This is a genomic window from Bacillus cereus group sp. BfR-BA-01316, from assembly GCF_022664195.1.
Taxonomy (GTDB): domain Bacteria; phylum Bacillota; class Bacilli; order Bacillales; family Bacillaceae_G; genus Bacillus_A.
This window is the reverse complement of sequence record NZ_JAKUGX010000042.1, coordinates 16,169-32,910: the sequence shown is the minus strand read 5'-3', so window position 1 is coordinate 32,910 and position 16,742 is coordinate 16,169. Positions and strand designations below refer to the sequence as shown.

Here is a 16,742-nt window from a genome sequence, read left to right as displayed (position 1 = left end):
ACCCGAACTTTTCTAAAATAGGAAGGTCATTTGTTGAAAATACATAACTATTTTCTAGCGCAACGTGTTCGTGCCATGCCCAGTTTGGTACAACAAAGAAGTCTCCTTTCGACCAGTCAAAGCGAACACCATTAATAATCGTATATCCTGCCCCTTCATGCACATGATAGATTGATGCATGCGTATGACGGTGTGCTTTTCCTTTGAATCCCTTCGGCAATTTTTGCATCCAAGCTGCAATCGTTGGACACGCTGTCTCACCGTTCGATGAATTTATATATTCAACAGCATAACCATCGTAAGCATCTGGCTCAAAACGACTTAATCCGTTAAGCGCTGCTTCCGTCCCTAACCATTTGTAAGAACTAAGTGGAGCTTTCTTTGCATATCGGTCGGAAATCGGTCGAACCATTCCACCTTCATAACGCTGAGCAGTATAATTGTCCGGCACATTTGGCTGTTCAATTTTTTCTGGATACGGCTCAAAGAACGTACCGCCGAGATAATAAATGGTCGGAATATCAAGACAATCCATCCAAATCATCGGTTTGTCACCAGTGTGACCATGTCCATGCCACAGTCCATTTGGAGTTGTTAAAAAGTCTCCCCGTTCCATGAAAATACGCTCTCCTTGCACAATTGAGTAAGCCCCTTCTCCTTCCATGACGAAACGTAACGCATTTTGAACATGCCGATGTGACGGAGCGGTTTCTCCAGGTTGTATCAATTGAACCGCTGCATATAACGTTTGTGTAGTCGATGCCCAGCCCCATGGCTTTCTATAATTAAGTCCTGGATTTTGGAAATAAATCGCCCTTCGTTCTCCACCGCGATCTGGTGTAAATATTTGCGTCGCTTCCATTAACTTTTTGTGAAGCAATTCAGATTTCCAAAGGTACGCTTGTGCATGTGGTTCAGGTGTATGTTTCATTAAATCTGGGATCGCGTTCCAAAGTGGTCCGAGATGATATTGTTCTATATCACGATTGAAATCTTGTACGAGTGCACTTTCAAAAAAAGCATTTTTTTCCGCCATGTTATTTGCCTCCTTTATCGCTCATTAAATTTACATAAATTTCGCTCGATTTGGTTATAATGCTTTTCTGTATGCTCTACGATGAGGTGATTAACGATGAATTCAATCGGCTTGTTGTCGAAACGAGGATTGCGACTTGGAGCCTGTATGGTTAAATCTTCGACTGTTAATTTTTTTAATACATTCTCTATTATGATAGGTATTGAAGAGAGCTGTTGAATGACTCCGTCTACAGAAAGTTTATTTATATTCTCTTCTGAAACTGTTTGTAGTCGTACTTCATCTGTCAAGCCACGGCCCCATAGCTTTTCAGGTTGTAATTTAATATTGTTAATTTCTTTTGCCCAATACGGAATTGCTTCTACTAAATGTGTAATAATTTGCATAACTGACCATTCGTCTTCTGACGGTTTCCAACGAACCGTTTCCTCAGGCAAAGACTTAACAACAGTTTCTATTTTATTAATCGATTCACAGATAGATTCGATAGCATTAATCTGCAAATTTTTAGTCATAGCACCGGCACCTCTGATGTTTGTTTCACTCTATTTTCAAGTACACCTACTTGATCAACCTCAATACGAACGATGTCTCCATCTTTAAGAAATACTTGCGGATTATGCGCTACACCTACACCACCTGGAGTACCCGTTAAGATGACATCACCTGGCTCTAATGTTATTAAATTGGATAAGAATGCAACAAGATATTGAACTGAGAATACTAGATTTGCGGTATTAGACTGTTGACGCTTCTCTCCATTAACTGTTAAAACAATATCTAATCCAGATGGGTCTGTTAATTCATCCGCTGTAATTAACCACGGCCCCATTGGAGCACTTCCTTCAACTGTCTTACCTTGCAGCCACTGAATTGTACGGCGCTGAATATCACGGTAAGTAATATCATTGGCGATCGTGTACCCTGCCACATACTCAAGGGCGTCTGCTTCTGAAACATTCCGAGCACGCTTTCCAATTACAAAAGCAAATTCCGCTTCATAATCTAGCTGTTCAGAAATTGGATAAAAAGGAATATCATCTTGTGGGCCAACTACAGTATTAGCAAACTTCGCAAAGATAACTGGATATGGCGGTAACTCTCGTTTCATTTCCAAAATATGCTCACGATAATTGTGACCTACACAAATAATTTTTCCTGGAGAAGGAACTGGAGCTTCGATTTTGACTTCCTCTTCTTCAAATATCATTTTAATTTCATTCTCTTTCGTAAGTGCATAAGCAACAGCATCTTTTGCTAGATTCATACTTTCTGTTCCGCCTTGTAAGAACCCATTCATATCCTTTGGAATATACGCTTCTGCAATTTGAGCGGCACGAAGTTTCCCCTCTGATTTCAGTTTTGCTTTAAAAGCTGCATGCAGATCAATCAATTTCCGATTTTCTAAAGCTGCAATTCTAGTTTCTCCGCTATGGGTAAAAGTAACAAGTTTCATATTTATCTTCCTCTCTTAAAATATAGATCTCAAATAGATAAACCTCTTTCTTCTTATACAATCAAAAGCAAGTGCGGGCCACATTTTTATATACCCCTATCTTTGTTACAATAGATAAAAAGTATTACCTTCTGGACCAAGAGGTAAATGCCCCGCTTCAAGTAACTCAACAATTGGAAGGAGCACATTATTTCCTTCAGCTAATTCAGCTGCACATGCAAGAACACTGATGTACATCGCATGCCCTACGAGAAATTTGACCATTTTCTCATCACCAAATATATTGAATGCTTGTTTATAGGCTCCGTGGAATATTGCCTCAGGAACTTTATCCACCACATCTGCAAGGAGTTTTTCGTTTCCTGTGCGTACAATTTTCTCCATTAACTGATCTGGTACTTCTTCTAGCGCTTCCCATAAAGTACTTCTTTCAAAAGAAAGCCTTTCAATTGTTTCATTTAATTGTTTTCTCGAAATCCATCTTATTTCATATTCACTAATGTTTAGTGAACTCATGAATCGATCTACTTTCTTTTCGGCTTCTAGATTTTGTTGTCCAGCGTTCACATACCAGTCCAAAGTCGTTAACCGCTCAATCATTTCATTTGCAGAACGAGCACCAGAACCATACTTTTCTTCATTTATTAATTGTGACAAAGCCATTTCATATCGCTCCTTTCATATCGTTCACGTTACTCATCTAGCTGTTTTCCCTTACAATTTCACCTATATTAATATTTCGTTGTCAATTCAGGAGGCCCAAACTTTGGTCCGTATGGTCCTTCATCAAGCCATCTTCCCAATCTTGGAACGATGGATACCATTGAGGCCGCAATTTCTCTTTTCATATTCATTTCAGGAGAATTCCCCTGAAGGTGATGAAGTGCAGTCGTTGAAGCGTCGCGGTTCCATTTGGCTGCGATTTGGCGTTCCCTTGCAGCTGCTTCAATCGCTTCTATCCGTTCTTCCTCAGAATGAGATTGTAATGCTTTCTCAATACCTCGCGCAGCAATTACAGCATCTGGAACCCCAGAATTTAATCCACGTGCACCGAATGGAGCAAATAAATGTGCAGCTTCTCCAGCTAGAAGAATGCGACGATTTACGTCAGTAAACGAATTTGCCACTACTTGGTGGAAACGGTATGAAGACACCCATGTAATCCGCTCAGCGTACTTAGGATCCATCACTTTTGGTAACCACTCCTTAGCATTTTCAATATTTGTATACTCCTCTGGGTTGTCTGATTCAAGCAGCTGTAAATCAATACGCCATCCTCCTTTAAATGGAACAAACATTACGTTTCTTCCCCCCATAGCTGGATGTTGATAATGGAATATTCTCTCTAAAGGAAGCGGATCCGTTTCATCTTCTTTTGCATCTACAACGATAAAAGTATCTGCTGTACGCGGGCCTTCGAATTCTAATCCGGCCTGCTCTCTTACGATTGAACGCGCTCCATCACAACCAATCACATACTGTGCCTTCAAAGTTTCGCCATATGTAGTAGTTAATTGCACTCCGTAATCAGTAACATCTAAATTCTTGAGTGGGGCATTCCAAAGGAATTCAACCCCTACTTCCATGCAAGCCTCATAAATATGCTTTTCAATCTCATCCTGATGGAGAGCTGTAAAATGAGGTAATTTGTTGTACTTAAGGTTTTCATCTTTGCCGTAATTGCGCACATACACTTCTTTGCCTTTGTAAAATGTTCGTTTGACAGGCCAAATGATTCCGTTTCGAGCAAGTGTAAAACCAAGGCCTTCAGCAGTCTCCTCAAGAAGCTTCAATGAAGCACTATGCAAATAAATGGCTCTACTTCCTGGGCGTGGTCTGCCAAATGGTTCTGCTTCAATTACTAAAGTTGATATCCCCTTTTTTTGTAATGCAAGTCCTGCTATTAACCCTACTGGACCTGCGCCAACGACGATTGCATCATATTTTTTTTCTTTTGCCATATATAACTCCCCTTTATTAATAAATTTCCAACAATCGGCTCTTGCTCGTACGTTTTCAACTCTCCACTGCCTATATCTCCGGCATCATCTTCTCACGAATATCCTCAGGTATTGGATACGCTTTCGCTTTTTCTTTGAAAGAAGTCCATGCACGAGTTTCATAACCTTCTGCCACAACCCGTTCCCCTTTTACAAAAACATGCTGAATTGTAAAAACTTTATTATGCAATTCGTTCACAGTACTTTTCACAACTACTTGGTCTTCAAAACGAAGAGGTGACTTAAATTGACATTTTGCTTCTAGTAAGGGCAAACCAATTTGTTGTTCTTCGTAAAGTTCGACTGAAGGAAAACCAATTTTTTTAAAATATTCATGAGTTGCTTCATCCATCCATTTATAAAAATTAGGATAATACACAATGCCAGCTGCATCTGTATCTCCCCATCTTACTTGAAAAGTATACTCTTCCATTATGCCTTTACCTCCTTTCTATCAAACTGTTGGACTAATATTTGAAGATACTTGTTCTCTCAGTTTCAACTTTTGAATTTTCCCACTTGCTGTTACTGGAAATTCATCTGTAAAGATCACTTTCTCTGGTATTTTATAAATTGCCATTCTCTCTTTAAGATACAGTTTCATTTCTTCTTCTGAACTAACTTCTCCATTTTTTAACCGTATGACCGCACACGCAACTTCCCCGAGCACTTTATCTGGAAGACCTACAACTGCTGCTTCTATTATTTTTGGATGTTTCATAATGACTGCTTCAATTTCTTGAGGATAAACGTTTAACCCACCTCTTATGATCATCTCTTTCTTTCGCCCTACGAACCTTAAATATCCTTGATGATCAAGGGTACCTAAATCTCCTGAATAATACCAATCTTCATTATCCAAAACCTGTTTTGTCTGTTCAGGCATATTATAATAACCTTTCATTACTCCAAATCCCTTAACTGCGATTTCTCCCACTTCTCCAGGCGGGAGCGCTACTCTATTTTCATCGACAACTTTTAACATAACTCCTGGAATTGCCTTTCCGAGCGTTTCTATAATGTTCTGCTTCGTATCACTATAAGAAGTCATCGTGACTGAAACCGTTTCAGTTATTCCAAATGATTGACAAAGGTTAATCCCCATCCGTTCTCGTATCTCCGTCACTGTTTTTGCCGGAATAGGTGCAGCGCCAACTAATCCGGCACGCAATGAAGATAAATCATATTTATCAAAATCCTCTAATTCTAGTTCTTTTATAAACATTGTTGGTACGCCTTTTTGGATGGTTACCTTTTCTTGTGCAATTAATTGTAAAGTTTCTCGCGGACGGAATTTTTCTTGTAATATCATTCGTCCTCCCATCGCTACTGCACAAAGCATATTAATTGCCATACCGAAAATATGAAACAGTGGTGCTGAAATAATAAATACATCATCTTGTGTACAATGCAGCTCTATTCCTATCGTTTGTGCAGATTGTACAACAGCACGGTGTGTAACCATTACACCTTTTGGGGTTCCCGTCGTCCCTGACGTATATAATATACAAAACAAATCATCGTTCACATTTATATTCACTGGTTCAATATCCATTGTTTCTGTACGCATTAACTCCTCATACGAACAGAGATTTGATTGCGAAAACCTTACTGTAATCGCTTTTTGTACCATAGTAAGCACTTTTTCAAAACCAAAATTCTTCTCAAATTCTCCTGAAGCTATTAATAGCTTCGGAGCTGAACTTTTCAATATATACTCAATTTCATATGATTTATATTTTGGATTAAACGGAACGATTATCGCTCCTAATTTTGCTGCTGCAAAATATATAACTACTGTTTCGGACCAGTTTGGTAGAGATACAGCGATACGGTCTCCTTTACCTAATCCTAGTCTCTTAAATGCAGTAGCCAAACAATCTACTTCGGTTTTCAATTGTTTGTATGTAATTCGTCTCGTTAAATCATATATTGCTTCTTTTTCACCATAAGATGAAGTAATAGATTCTAACAGTTCATACACCGCTAATAAGTTCATATTCTTTTTCATTCTCTCACTCACTTTCTATCGTCTTACCTACTAGCTCGCGTTTTTTATCCCATACTTATAGCGGGACATACGATATAGGAAAACCAGGAAGGACTCTCCCTGGTTTTTCTAGTACAACGCTTCCCAAATCGCTGCAATTCCTTGACCTCCGCCAATACAAACAGCGGAAACCCCATACTTTTTATTTCTTCTTCTTAGTTCATAAATTAAGGATAGAGAAATTCTCGTTCCACTCGCAGCAAGTGGATGGCCTATCGCAATTGCCCCTCCATTTACATTCGCTTTATCAAGATCGAATCCTAATTCTTTTTGACAAGCTAAGTACTGCGCAGAAAATGCTTCATTGATTTCAATCAAATCTAAATCTGCTAAAGTTAGATTCGCTTTTTCTAATGCACTTTGAATAGCTGGAACTGGTCCAATTCCCATATACTTTGGTTCTACTCCAACAACAGCCCAAGAAATGAGCTTAGCAATCGGTTTTAATCCTCTATCATTTGCAAAATTACTGGATGCTAAAACAACGGCCGCTGCACCATCCACCATTCCGCTTGCACTACCAGGAGTTACTACACCATTTTCAACAAAACGGGGTTTTAACTTTGCAAGTTTTTCTAGGCTCGTATGACGGATATGCTCATCTTCATGTATAAGCTGTTCTCCTTTTCTTCCTTTCACTGTTACTGGAACAATCTCTTCTTTTAAATACCCTTTTTCCCTTGCTAAAAGAGCTCGCTCATGGCTAGAGAGTGCATGCTGATCTACTTCTTCTCTCGTTAAGTTATATTTTGCAGCCAAGTTTTCAGCTGTTTCTCCCATCGTACATTTACCATACGTATCATAAAGACCATCCCATAACCAATCTTCTAAAACCGGACCACCGAGTGGACTTCCCCATCTCATTCCAGGTATTACATGCGGAACTTGGCTCATGTTCTCAGTTCCTCCTGCAAGTGCAACGTCTGCTTCTCCGCAAAGAATATAACGAGCTGCCGTTAAAATAGATTCAACACCAGTTCCGCAAAGACGATTAATCGTCAACGCGGGGACATGAATAGGTGCTCCGGCTTTTAAACCAACATGCCTTGCTAATAAATGTGCATCTTTACTAGACTGCTGAACATTACCAAATACAACTTGATTAATATCTTCAGCAGATATAGAAGCTTTTCGTATTGCTTCCTTAGCGGCAATTGCCCCTAAATCTGTTGCATTCACGCTCCGAAACGATCCTGAAATTTCAGCGAACGGAGTCCTAGCTCCCTCCAATAAAACAATCTCTGTCATATCCCATTCACCTCATTATTTCCCTAAATATACTGGTTTTCTTTTTTCAACGAATGCTTGTAATCCTTCTTTACGATCCTCTGTTGCGAAAGCATTTCCAAAACATGTGCTTTCAATGATTAAGCCTGTTTCAAGGTCAGCATTACTTCCTACATTTACCGCCGTTTTTAACATTTGAAGTGCAACTGGTGGTTTTTTTGCCAATTTATACGCCCATTCCTTTGCCGCTTCGAATAACTCTTCCGCAGGTACTACCTTGTTGATAATATGTAAATCGAACGCACGATGCGCATCAAACATATCTCCGAAATAGAGTAATTCTTTCGCTATCCCCTGGCCGACAATCTTTTGAAGACGCTGTGTACCTCCGCCTCCAGGAATAATTCCGAGTCCGACTTCTGGAAAAGCGAATTTTGCTTGATCCGAACAAATACGTAAGTCACATGCGAGTGCGAGTTCAAACCCACCGCCAAGAGCTAATCCATTTATCGCCGCAATGACTGGCTTTGACATATTTTCAATTTTGCTAAATACCGTTCGTGAAGTCTTATTCATTTTGTTTACTCCGACAAGATCAAGTGCTGCCATTTCATTAATATCTGCGCCTGCGACAAATGCTTTCCTTCCGCTTCCTGTAAGAACGATTGCTCGTACTTCTTCATTTACCTCTAGTTCACCAAATAGACTGGAAAGTTCATTAAACACTTGTGTATTCAATGGATTTACAGGTGGTCGATTAATTGTAACGATCGCAACTCTATTTTCAATTTCACAAATTAAAAACTCATAATTCATAACTTAATCCCCCATTCTTTATTCATAATCATAAAAACCTGCGCCTGTTTTTTTACCGTGTCTACCTGCTCTAACTAGCTGTTTTAAAAGCAGCGGCGGCGCGTATTGATCATTGTTTAATTCTTCTTTGAAGTACTCCATCACATGATACCCAATGTCTACACCTGCAAAATCTTGAAGTGTAAACGGCCCCATCGGATAATTAAGACCGAGCGTAACTGCCTTGTCGATATCTTCTGCAGAGGCAACGCCATCTTCAAGCAATTTAATTGCCTCTATAAATTGCGGAATCATAATTCGATTAACAATAAATCCTGGGGAATCCTTCTTTACTTCAACTGGTTCTTTCGAAAGTTTTTTAGATAGCGCTTTCAATTCTTCGACTGTTTCATCACTCGTTCGATAACCACGAACAACTTCTACAAGTTTCATAAGTTGTGCAGGGTTAAAGAAATGCATACCCGCCACACGTTCTGGACGGTTCGTCGCTGAAGCGATCTCTGTTATTGACATAGATGAAGTATTTGTTGCGAGTATAACCCCTTCCGGAGCAATCCGGTCAAGCGCAGCAAAGATTTCCTTCTTTAATTCTAACTTTTCTAACACTGCTTCAATGATTACATCTGCGTCTTTCATATCTTCCAAACTAGTAGTCAATCGAATTCGGCCAAGCGCCAATTCTTTATCTTCTTCAGTCATCTTTCCTCTCGTAACACTCTTAGTCATAAATCCATTCATACGTTGCATTGCATTATCTAAAAAGCGTTCCTCAATATCATGTAAAATAACTGTAAATCCATTTAATGCAGCTAAGTTCGCAATTCCAGAACCCATGGATCCTGCACCGACAATACCAATTGTTTGAATCGACATCTTTCATCCCCCTGTTCAACTTTTTTAATATTCTGCAAATAAATTATATCTATATCCAAAAAGTTTTTGTATCTACACAATGTAGGAAAAATATATATTTCTTTCATACATTTTTAGGGGTGTTCTTATGATGCAAATCCAATTGAAAAGAATTATGATTATTTCAAAGACAAAAAGTGCGCGCCTCTAAATATATAACTTTTCCTTGAGGCGCGCACTCTATGATGTAAACATTGCAACTATATGTTAACGTTCTTTACCATTTGATGAAATAACCATCTATACCAATAAAAAATCTGTTTCTGATACCCTCTCATTTTGTTCGTAAACATACTCATAGACAACAATATTCCTCATATTTACGATTTCTAATATTTGTTCTAACTGTTTTAAATACTCCCCACTTTCACAAGAGCTTTCTTTGTGATTTCAATATAAACTATGGTCTAAGACTAGGGGCAATAGCTTTATTTAATTTATTCATATATTTTGTATAAACTCAAATGAGCAAAGAGTAAACGCCCTTGATTTTTGGATTCAAAAAACCGCATCTAATTGTAGACGGTGTCTAACAATTAGCATGCAGTTTTTTCATTTCATTCTCGATGACCACATATACGATGTCATTTTTTATCTTTAATCATAATAACAGGAATCATAATAGTATAATGTTCAACTATTCTCCCTTGTCCTTTCGTCTCACAAACATACTGACATAAAATATCTCCGTTAAGAGTGTAGCCACGTTCCTGAATAATATGTAGGGGTTCATCTAAAATTAATGCTGATAACGGTTCACTCGCATCTTTTTCATATAAATAATACAAACACTCCCCCATATCTACTTGTAAAACCGATTCATCAATAGGTAATTGGCATTCGTTCATTTTCAATTCAGAGGTAGCCATTCCCCAATAACTGTTATTTATATTTTTCATTTTATATTGTTCAAGTGGAATGTATAACGCTGGATACACTGTTGGTAAAAAAGCTAACCATTTTTTTACTAGCGGATTTACACACAACGTTCCTTCATTTAATTGAACATGTTTGAGAAAATAATAAGTTCCAGCTTGCCTTATATACCATTTCCTATCTTCTTGTTTAAATTCTTTTAATAAACTCATAAATTCAGTAATTTGTTTTGTTTCTAATTCTAACCTTTTTATCGCTTCATTTTTTTCAACTATTTTTTCATTACATTTTTTTACTATGTCATCAAATTCTAAGCCATTAAAAATAGATCCAATTTCATTAACATGAAATCCCATTTGGCGAAAACTTTTAATTGCTAAAAACACCCCAAAATCCTCATATGTATAAAATCTAACACGGGTATCTTTATCTTTTTGTGGTTTGAGGAAGCCTTTCTTTTCATAAAATCTTAAAGCATCTATCGAAACACCAAATTCCTTTCCTACTTCTCCTATTTTATATTTCCTCATACATATCACCTTCAAATCTATAATTCCTTTTCAAATACCCTTATAGTGTAACAAGTTTTAAAAACAATTACTTAAAAAATACGCAACTACTTAGCTACTATGTATAAAGCAAAAATAAAAAGAGGTTTCATACCAAGCGAAACCTCTTTTTATCTAATTGAACGTAATTTTGTATATTTAAAAAGTTATATGATGTGCGAAACGTCTATATCATCTAATTATTCAAACTATAATTTTGGCACATAAGTTAAGAAGGAAACTTATGTTATCCCATTACCTCTCCATACATATCATAAAGCTTTAGTGCCATCATTAAATTGAATCTTACTTCGGCATGATTTAAATCAGCTGAAATGAGCGACTCTATTTTTTCAAGCCTGTACAAAAGTGAACTCCTATGAATATAGAGTTCTTCTGCAGCGCTTTTTACATTTCCATTATTTTTCAAAAAAACATGTAATGTATTATATAAGTCTATATTCTTTCCTTCTGAATATTTAAGTAGTGGACCAATTTGTCTATTAATAAATAGGTCTACGGCTGAAGAATGATTTAAATGATGTAAAATGGCATACGATCCTAGATCTTCAAATAGGGCAAACCCCTGTTTGCGAAAGCGACTGTCTAAAATATTTAGAGCTTGTATTGCCTGCTGATAACTAATAAAATAGTCTTCTAGTTGCTGCGTCCCCCCACCAATCCCTATCAATACACTACAGGAAATAGGTGATGAACCTATCCATTTTTGGATGCTATGATATAATGATTCCCAAAATTTTTTCGAGCTGTTTTTCTGCTTTTCAATGGGCACAATTAAGAGTTGCTCCTCAATATGGGAGGCAGCTAAAATGCCAGTTCCTAGTTCCGGGAGACGCGACTTAATCAAATCCCATATAAGTGATTTTTTCGCTTGCTGTTCGAGGAGGTTCCCTTTTCTTAATTCTTTCTCCTCAAGAGAAATCGACAATACAGCTATTCGATGGTTTTTGAAAAGATCCCATTGATACAAGTTTGCATATTGCAAAATGCTATCTCGATCTTCTATTTTTTCAGTGAGCAATTTACTAATAAAACTGTCTTTCATCTGCTCTTTCGTGTCTAGAACGAGCTTTTGTTTAATAAACTGAATTGAGCAAATATTACGAGCTAAATCAACCGTCAATTGATCAAATTCATCCATTCTCCCGCTAGGTCTTCGCACCGCTAAATAACCTAGTAAATTACCGCCCCCATTGATTAACCAAAATGAAAAACAATAACCAATATGTTTTGGATCATTAACATGAAAAGTATCAGTGATTCGTTGCTTTCTTCGTTCTTCTCTTGCCAATTCAGCAAGTTGTTCTGTTAGCTGGTTACCGTTCTCTGTTTTCTCAGTATTAAATGAAACAGGCTGCATAAAGCTATCAAAAATAATAACAGAGTCCTGAAACAGACTGCCAAGCATTGTTGTAATTCCTTCAAAGTTATTATCCTCGACCGTTTCTTTTAACAAAGCTTGTTGGTAATCTAAGAGAAGATGAAGGCGTTGCTTATGTTCTTTCTCTCCATTATATAGCCTTGCATTATCAAGTATAGTGGCCAAATGATTAGCAAGCATTTCCAATGCTTTTAAATCGTCCTTCGAAAAGACTCCTTCACGTTTATTTTCAACATGTAGAACTCCAATTGGTTTCATGTCAATAACCAACGGAACCGTAACCTGTTCACCACCAATGGTCTCAAAAAATGGAAAGTGCTCTTTGAGTACATATTTTTCCTCAACCATGATTTTCTGTGGACACTCCATTTCCCCATATGACGGCGGCTGAAAAACAAAACAGTTTTCCTCCTCGTTATAAAGGTAAATACATGCAAAATTCGCATCTGTTCCAATTCCAGCTTTAGAAGTTAACTCAAATATATGCTGTTCTAACGGTACATCTAGCGAAAGATTCTTACTAACCCATCCAAATCCTTCGATTTTTTTAAACTGTGCTTCCTTTTGTCTAGCCACTGCTATAGCCACTGCTAAGTCTTTTCCAAACTCCTCAAATGATATTTCCATATCTAAAAGAGGAACATGACTTAAAAAGGCAACGATACAAAAACCAAAATGCTGTATGTCATCTTTTAGTGGGACGGTAAACCAAGTCTTCACACCAGCATGTTTCAATGTTTCCGCCAGGACGCACTCCCCTGGAGAATCTGCCGTTTGATCCGTTATGCTTTGATATTGAAGTTTCGAAGAACATTCATCAGAATGAAGAGGAAAGGCTGAAGCTAAGGAAGTTAAATTCCCGCTCCATGCTCTTGGTAAAAACTGCCCTCCTTCATTTAAAATTACAGCTACAAAGTCACAATATAGTTCAGCGCAAAAGGAATCGGTTAAATACTGAAATGCTTCTTCTTCAGTATCAATCTTAATAAGCTGACGTGATGTGTTACGTAAATGATATTCTACTTTTTTCATTAGCTTCTCTCTTTTGTTGTCAGCCACGAACCATCTCCTCCATTTCACCTTTTCTATCTATTGTAAAAGAAGAGATACATATTAGGAAAGGAAATATATCAAGATTCTTTTATATGAACTACAAACTACACACCACTTAACACCCTTTCGGGTTGTTTGAGGTGGGTGCTTCTTGGGAATTAGATACTTTTTACGAAGCCATAAAGATAATACCTACCCCTAAGGAAAATACCAATTACATAGCTAATTTTAGTAAGTTGATACTTGCATTTACATCTCTGTCATGACCAAAAATAGTTATTTTTTATTTTCCCGTCCAGTACCCATCATAGATAAGTTCACCAAATAATTCATGGTTTATTTTTTTCATATTATAGAAAAAAAACACAGAACTTACGTTCTGTGTTTTTTAATTTATATACGCACGAACTAACTGTTGCTATCTTCAATCAATACACACGCATTTTTCATGAATTTTTCTCTAGTAAACTAGAATTATAATTAGGTGCTAGTACGATATTCGTATAGGTTCCTGTACCCGAAAGGTACTTGTATCTATGTTCTAAACCGGCTGGAATAAAAACGGATGCAGGGCTCTCAATGATTTGAGATTCCCCTTCAATTTCCACTTCACATATAAGGCCTATACCATCTATTTTGTTCCCCCAGAAAATAAAAGCACTATCACAATGATGTGCATGAACATCTACATGTCCTTCTAAGTTATCCTCTATATGTGCATCGTAAAATACACGCTGTATCACATAAAATGATGCTCGTTCATCAGTTCTATAATCCATCTGTACCCAACGTTCTCCTGGACCATCTCGATGATATAAAAGCTCAGATGCTCCCTTTACAAATGGTTTACTAACTCGCAAAGACTTTGAAAGCCTAGACCCTTTTCTCTCTATGCGTTTTTGTTGTATGTTCCTTACTCTTCCTATCATTTCAGGTTGAATACTCTCGTATGCTGAGTAATTCTGCTGAACAGCTTTCATATGATAGGGTGCGGTATGGGTAAATACATTATTTCCAATAATTGGTCTCCAATGATCTACTTTACAACCAGTAGCTAATTGAAGAGATTGAGTTAATTCAGGGATCATCTGTAGTTTAAAGTACGGATGATTACGCTTTTGAGATAATAAAACGGATAAATTTAGCAGGTCCACAATCCCGGCACGTTCACCTATTCCGCACAACGTGGTATCAATAACAGATGCTCCTGAATCGATTGCTGCAAGAGCATTTGCCATGGCTAATCCTAAATCATTATGAAGATGAACTTCAATCTCACAAGGGAATGTCTCAACGGATTTCTTCACGATTGTCGCACACTGACCTGGCTCCCAAATTCCTACAGTGTCTGCTAAACTAATTCGATCTGCTCCAGCTATATGTGCAACTTGTCCAATGTAGGCGATATCTTCCCATTCCGTTCGTGAAGCATCTTCAATAGTAAAACGGATTTTCATTCCTAAAGATTTTGCTTCTTCAATAGCTTGTTTCACCTGATTAATAACATAATCTTTTGATCGATTGGTATACTTTGTTTGTAAAGAAATAGGATTAATAGACGCCCAGATTCCTATCCAATCGGCACCAGCACGAAAAGCCGCATGAACTTCTTCTTTTTTCGCTCGAGCATGCATAAGTATTTCGGCGTGCTTTGCAGATGCTGCAACTTCTTGGCAAATCTCTTCTTCTTCTTCAGAGATGCCAGGGTGTCCAACTTCAATAAAACTTACTCCAAAATCCTCTAACATGTGAAGTAGTTTAATTTTGTCTTCCTTGGAGAAACGAATACCACATTGTTGTTCTCCTTCACGTAAGGTAGCATCTAATATTGTTAAACCCTTTTTCATTCCTGTTTGCCTTCTTTCGCCTCTATAAAGTTTAATGTTTGTTCGAATAGGGTATTACGATTCTTTTCATAAACAGCCCAGTGTGTTGCATCGGGGATTACTACTTCTTTCTTTTGGTTTGTACCTGTTAATTTTGACATCATATTTCGGTCTGCAAATATGTCATCTTCACCATAAATAACAAGTACTGGGGCGGTAATTTTAGATACATCATATAGAGGCTGATTTTTCCAAATATAAAATAAATCTTCAAGTGGACCAACTGGTCGACGAATCGTTTGATTATTTTTCTTACTCATAGGATCTGAATCAATAAAAACTTGTTTTACGGCATCCATTGCTTCGTTTGTAACAATTTTTTTATTTCCCATCATCATATGCCAATGATGCATTCCTTTATCAAAGTCCACCATTTGATAGGCTGATGCTTCAGGATTAAATTGATTAGCTTGTAATGGATTTTCAAGAGGTTTTGTCATCATAGGAAGCGTGAATCCATGCATATATCCGTATAACATCAGTTTATTAATATCTTGTGGATGGGATATCGTATAATTTCCGGCCACAACGCCTCCATATGACCATCCAACAATATGAATTTTTTTTACGTTTCTCTTCTTTTTAATCCAATTTACAATTGTTTCTAGATCCTTAGTTGCATCATTCAAATGAATAACCGGACGGTTTTGGGCAGGGGAATCTGACATTTCTTTAGGGCGAGAAGAACGACCAAACCCTCTGAAATCCATAGCCCAAGTATCATACCCTTTTTGGGCATACTCATCCATCCACGAAAATTTTGGTACATCAAATGCTTGAGCTGTAGGTACACTAAATGGTTCTAAAAATAAGATAATTTCATCAGATGTATACTGTTTTTTATTATTTAAGTTTTTATGAAGTAAAAATAATTTTTCTTCACCTTGCTGAATTTCTAATTCTTGTTTTACCACTTTAGAAGTTTGATCATTTTGAGAAGTTTCTTTGATATTAGAACAACTAGACATAAGTATTATCACAAAAATCCCTACTAAACTTATATGTTTCCATTTTATCTTCATTTAGAATATTCCTTTCATTTCATAGAAATAATAGCTATTATCCCTGCCGCAATAATTAATCCGGCTGGTAACCCTTTTGTAAATAATACAGCAATAAGAGTACCTATTAAGACACCTAACAATATCGTAGGATTCATAGGTAGAACTCCTACACCTTTTCCTCCTATGTATGACACAGTAAAACCTGCTAGAATGGATCCTAATCCGATAGGAGAGGTAATTAATTTTATTACATTTTCACTTGTAATTTTTCCAGATGTAATTGGTACTAAAAGGAATAACATCAGAAAGAAAATACCAATTGGAAAAGAATATTGTTGAATAAGATGTAATAAAGTTTTTTGTCTAACAGCAAGTACAACTCCTAATAAACAAGCCGCACCAGCTAGGGCATAATCCTTTATAAGCAGGGCGAGTGTTACAATAATTCCGAGTAACAAAAAAGGAAACATATTCTT

At 37.2% G+C, this 16,742-nt stretch carries 15 protein-coding genes and 1 pseudogene; all 16 read right to left on the bottom strand.

Going from position 1 to position 16,742, the window contains the following annotated elements; genetic code table 11:
- A partial coding sequence (locus MR071_RS23050; RefSeq protein WP_242238100.1) for a cupin domain-containing protein occupies window positions 1-1,036 on the bottom strand: 1,036 nt, incomplete at its 3' end.
- 14 nt (window positions 1,037-1,050) lie between these two features.
- Complete coding sequence (locus tag MR071_RS23045) at window positions 1,051-1,551, bottom strand: DinB family protein (protein ID WP_242238099.1); 501 nt, start codon at window positions 1,549-1,551, stop codon at window positions 1,051-1,053.
- Window positions 1,548-2,492, bottom strand: coding sequence for a fumarylacetoacetate hydrolase family protein (locus tag MR071_RS23040; protein ID WP_105585114.1), 945 nt, complete (start codon window positions 2,490-2,492; stop codon window positions 1,548-1,550). Before MR071_RS23040 ends, MR071_RS23045 begins: the two co-directional genes overlap by 4 nt.
- Window positions 2,493-2,597: 105 nt before the next feature.
- A complete protein-coding gene (locus MR071_RS23035) occupies window positions 2,598-3,155 on the bottom strand; it encodes a hypothetical protein (protein ID WP_242238098.1) in 558 nt (185 codons plus the stop codon).
- 68 nt (window positions 3,156-3,223) lie between these two features.
- A complete protein-coding gene (locus tag MR071_RS23030; protein ID WP_242238097.1) occupies window positions 3,224-4,453 on the bottom strand; it encodes an FAD-dependent monooxygenase in 1,230 nt (409 codons plus the stop codon).
- 70 nt (window positions 4,454-4,523) lie between these two features.
- Window positions 4,524-4,925, bottom strand: coding sequence for an acyl-CoA thioesterase (locus tag MR071_RS23025; RefSeq protein WP_242238096.1), 402 nt, complete (start codon window positions 4,923-4,925; stop codon window positions 4,524-4,526).
- Window positions 4,926-4,946: 21 nt separating this feature from the next.
- Complete coding sequence (locus tag MR071_RS23020; RefSeq protein WP_242238095.1) at window positions 4,947-6,503, bottom strand: class I adenylate-forming enzyme family protein; 1,557 nt, start codon at window positions 6,501-6,503, stop codon at window positions 4,947-4,949.
- Window positions 6,504-6,611: 108 nt separating this feature from the next.
- Window positions 6,612-7,790, bottom strand: coding sequence for an acetyl-CoA C-acetyltransferase (locus MR071_RS23015; RefSeq protein WP_242238094.1), 1,179 nt, complete (start codon window positions 7,788-7,790; stop codon window positions 6,612-6,614).
- Window positions 7,791-7,805: 15 nt separating this feature from the next.
- On the bottom strand, window positions 7,806-8,585 hold the full coding sequence (locus MR071_RS23010) for an enoyl-CoA hydratase/isomerase family protein (RefSeq protein WP_105585120.1): 780 nt from the start codon (window positions 8,583-8,585) through the stop codon (window positions 7,806-7,808).
- Between the two features lie 18 nt (window positions 8,586-8,603).
- Window positions 8,604-9,458, bottom strand: a complete 855-nt coding sequence (locus tag MR071_RS23005) for a 3-hydroxyacyl-CoA dehydrogenase family protein (RefSeq protein WP_105585121.1) — start codon at window positions 9,456-9,458, stop codon at window positions 8,604-8,606.
- Window positions 9,459-10,081: 623 nt separating this feature from the next.
- The gene (locus MR071_RS23000; RefSeq protein WP_105585122.1) at window positions 10,082-10,903 is read right to left on the bottom strand and encodes a MerR family transcriptional regulator; all 822 of its coding nucleotides are present in this window, start codon (window positions 10,901-10,903) and stop codon (window positions 10,082-10,084) included.
- Window positions 10,904-11,168: 265 nt separating this feature from the next.
- Entirely contained in the window at window positions 11,169-13,382 is a 2,214-nt protein-coding gene (locus MR071_RS22995) for a helix-turn-helix domain-containing protein (RefSeq protein WP_105585123.1), read from the bottom strand.
- A 280-nt stretch (window positions 13,383-13,662) separates the two neighbouring features.
- A pseudogene (locus MR071_RS25960) lies at window positions 13,663-13,725 on the bottom strand (DUF6985 domain-containing protein); the annotation flags it as partial.
- A 97-nt stretch (window positions 13,726-13,822) separates the two neighbouring features.
- Window positions 13,823-15,223 carry a homocitrate synthase/isopropylmalate synthase family protein gene (locus MR071_RS22990; protein WP_105585124.1) on the bottom strand — a complete coding sequence of 467 codons (1,401 nt, stop codon included), beginning with the start codon at window positions 15,221-15,223 and terminating at the stop codon, window positions 13,823-13,825.
- Window positions 15,220-16,284 (bottom strand): alpha/beta hydrolase, encoded by a 1,065-nt coding sequence (locus tag MR071_RS22985; protein ID WP_242238093.1) that lies wholly within the window; start codon window positions 16,282-16,284, stop codon window positions 15,220-15,222. Before MR071_RS22985 ends, MR071_RS22990 begins: the two co-directional genes overlap by 4 nt.
- Window positions 16,285-16,298: 14 nt before the next feature.
- Entirely contained in the window at window positions 16,299-16,736 is a 438-nt protein-coding gene (locus MR071_RS22980; RefSeq protein ID WP_088099184.1) for a DUF441 family protein, read from the bottom strand.
- Window positions 16,737-16,742 lie beyond the last annotated feature (6 nt).

Excerpts from the sequence above, each read along its gene's own strand:
- MR071_RS23045 (WP_242238099.1), bottom strand. The coding sequence starts at position 1,551 with ATGACTAAAAATTTGCAGATTAATGCTATCGAATCTATCTGTGAATCG.
- MR071_RS23040 (WP_105585114.1), bottom strand. The coding sequence starts at position 2,492 with ATGAAACTTGTTACTTTTACCCATAGCGGAGAAACTAGAATTGCAGCT.
- MR071_RS23035 (WP_242238098.1), bottom strand. The coding sequence starts at position 3,155 with ATGGCTTTGTCACAATTAATAAATGAAGAAAAGTATGGTTCTGGTGCT.
- MR071_RS23030 (WP_242238097.1), bottom strand. The coding sequence starts at position 4,453 with ATGGCAAAAGAAAAAAAATATGATGCAATCGTCGTTGGCGCAGGTCCA.
- MR071_RS23025 (WP_242238096.1), bottom strand. The coding sequence starts at position 4,925 with ATGGAAGAGTATACTTTTCAAGTAAGATGGGGAGATACAGATGCAGCT.
- MR071_RS23020 (WP_242238095.1), bottom strand. The coding sequence starts at position 6,503 with ATGAAAAAGAATATGAACTTATTAGCGGTGTATGAACTGTTAGAATCT.
- MR071_RS23015 (WP_242238094.1), bottom strand. The coding sequence starts at position 7,790 with ATGACAGAGATTGTTTTATTGGAGGGAGCTAGGACTCCGTTCGCTGAA.
- MR071_RS23010 (WP_105585120.1), bottom strand. The coding sequence starts at position 8,585 with ATGAATTATGAGTTTTTAATTTGTGAAATTGAAAATAGAGTTGCGATC.
- MR071_RS23005 (WP_105585121.1), bottom strand. The coding sequence starts at position 9,458 with ATGTCGATTCAAACAATTGGTATTGTCGGTGCAGGATCCATGGGTTCT.
- MR071_RS23000 (WP_105585122.1), bottom strand. The coding sequence starts at position 10,903 with ATGAGGAAATATAAAATAGGAGAAGTAGGAAAGGAATTTGGTGTTTCG.
- MR071_RS22990 (WP_105585124.1), bottom strand. The coding sequence starts at position 15,223 with ATGAAAAAGGGTTTAACAATATTAGATGCTACCTTACGTGAAGGAGAA.
- MR071_RS22985 (WP_242238093.1), bottom strand. The coding sequence starts at position 16,284 with ATGAAGATAAAATGGAAACATATAAGTTTAGTAGGGATTTTTGTGATA.
- MR071_RS22980 (WP_088099184.1), bottom strand. The coding sequence starts at position 16,736 with ATGTTTCCTTTTTTGTTACTCGGAATTATTGTAACACTCGCCCTGCTT.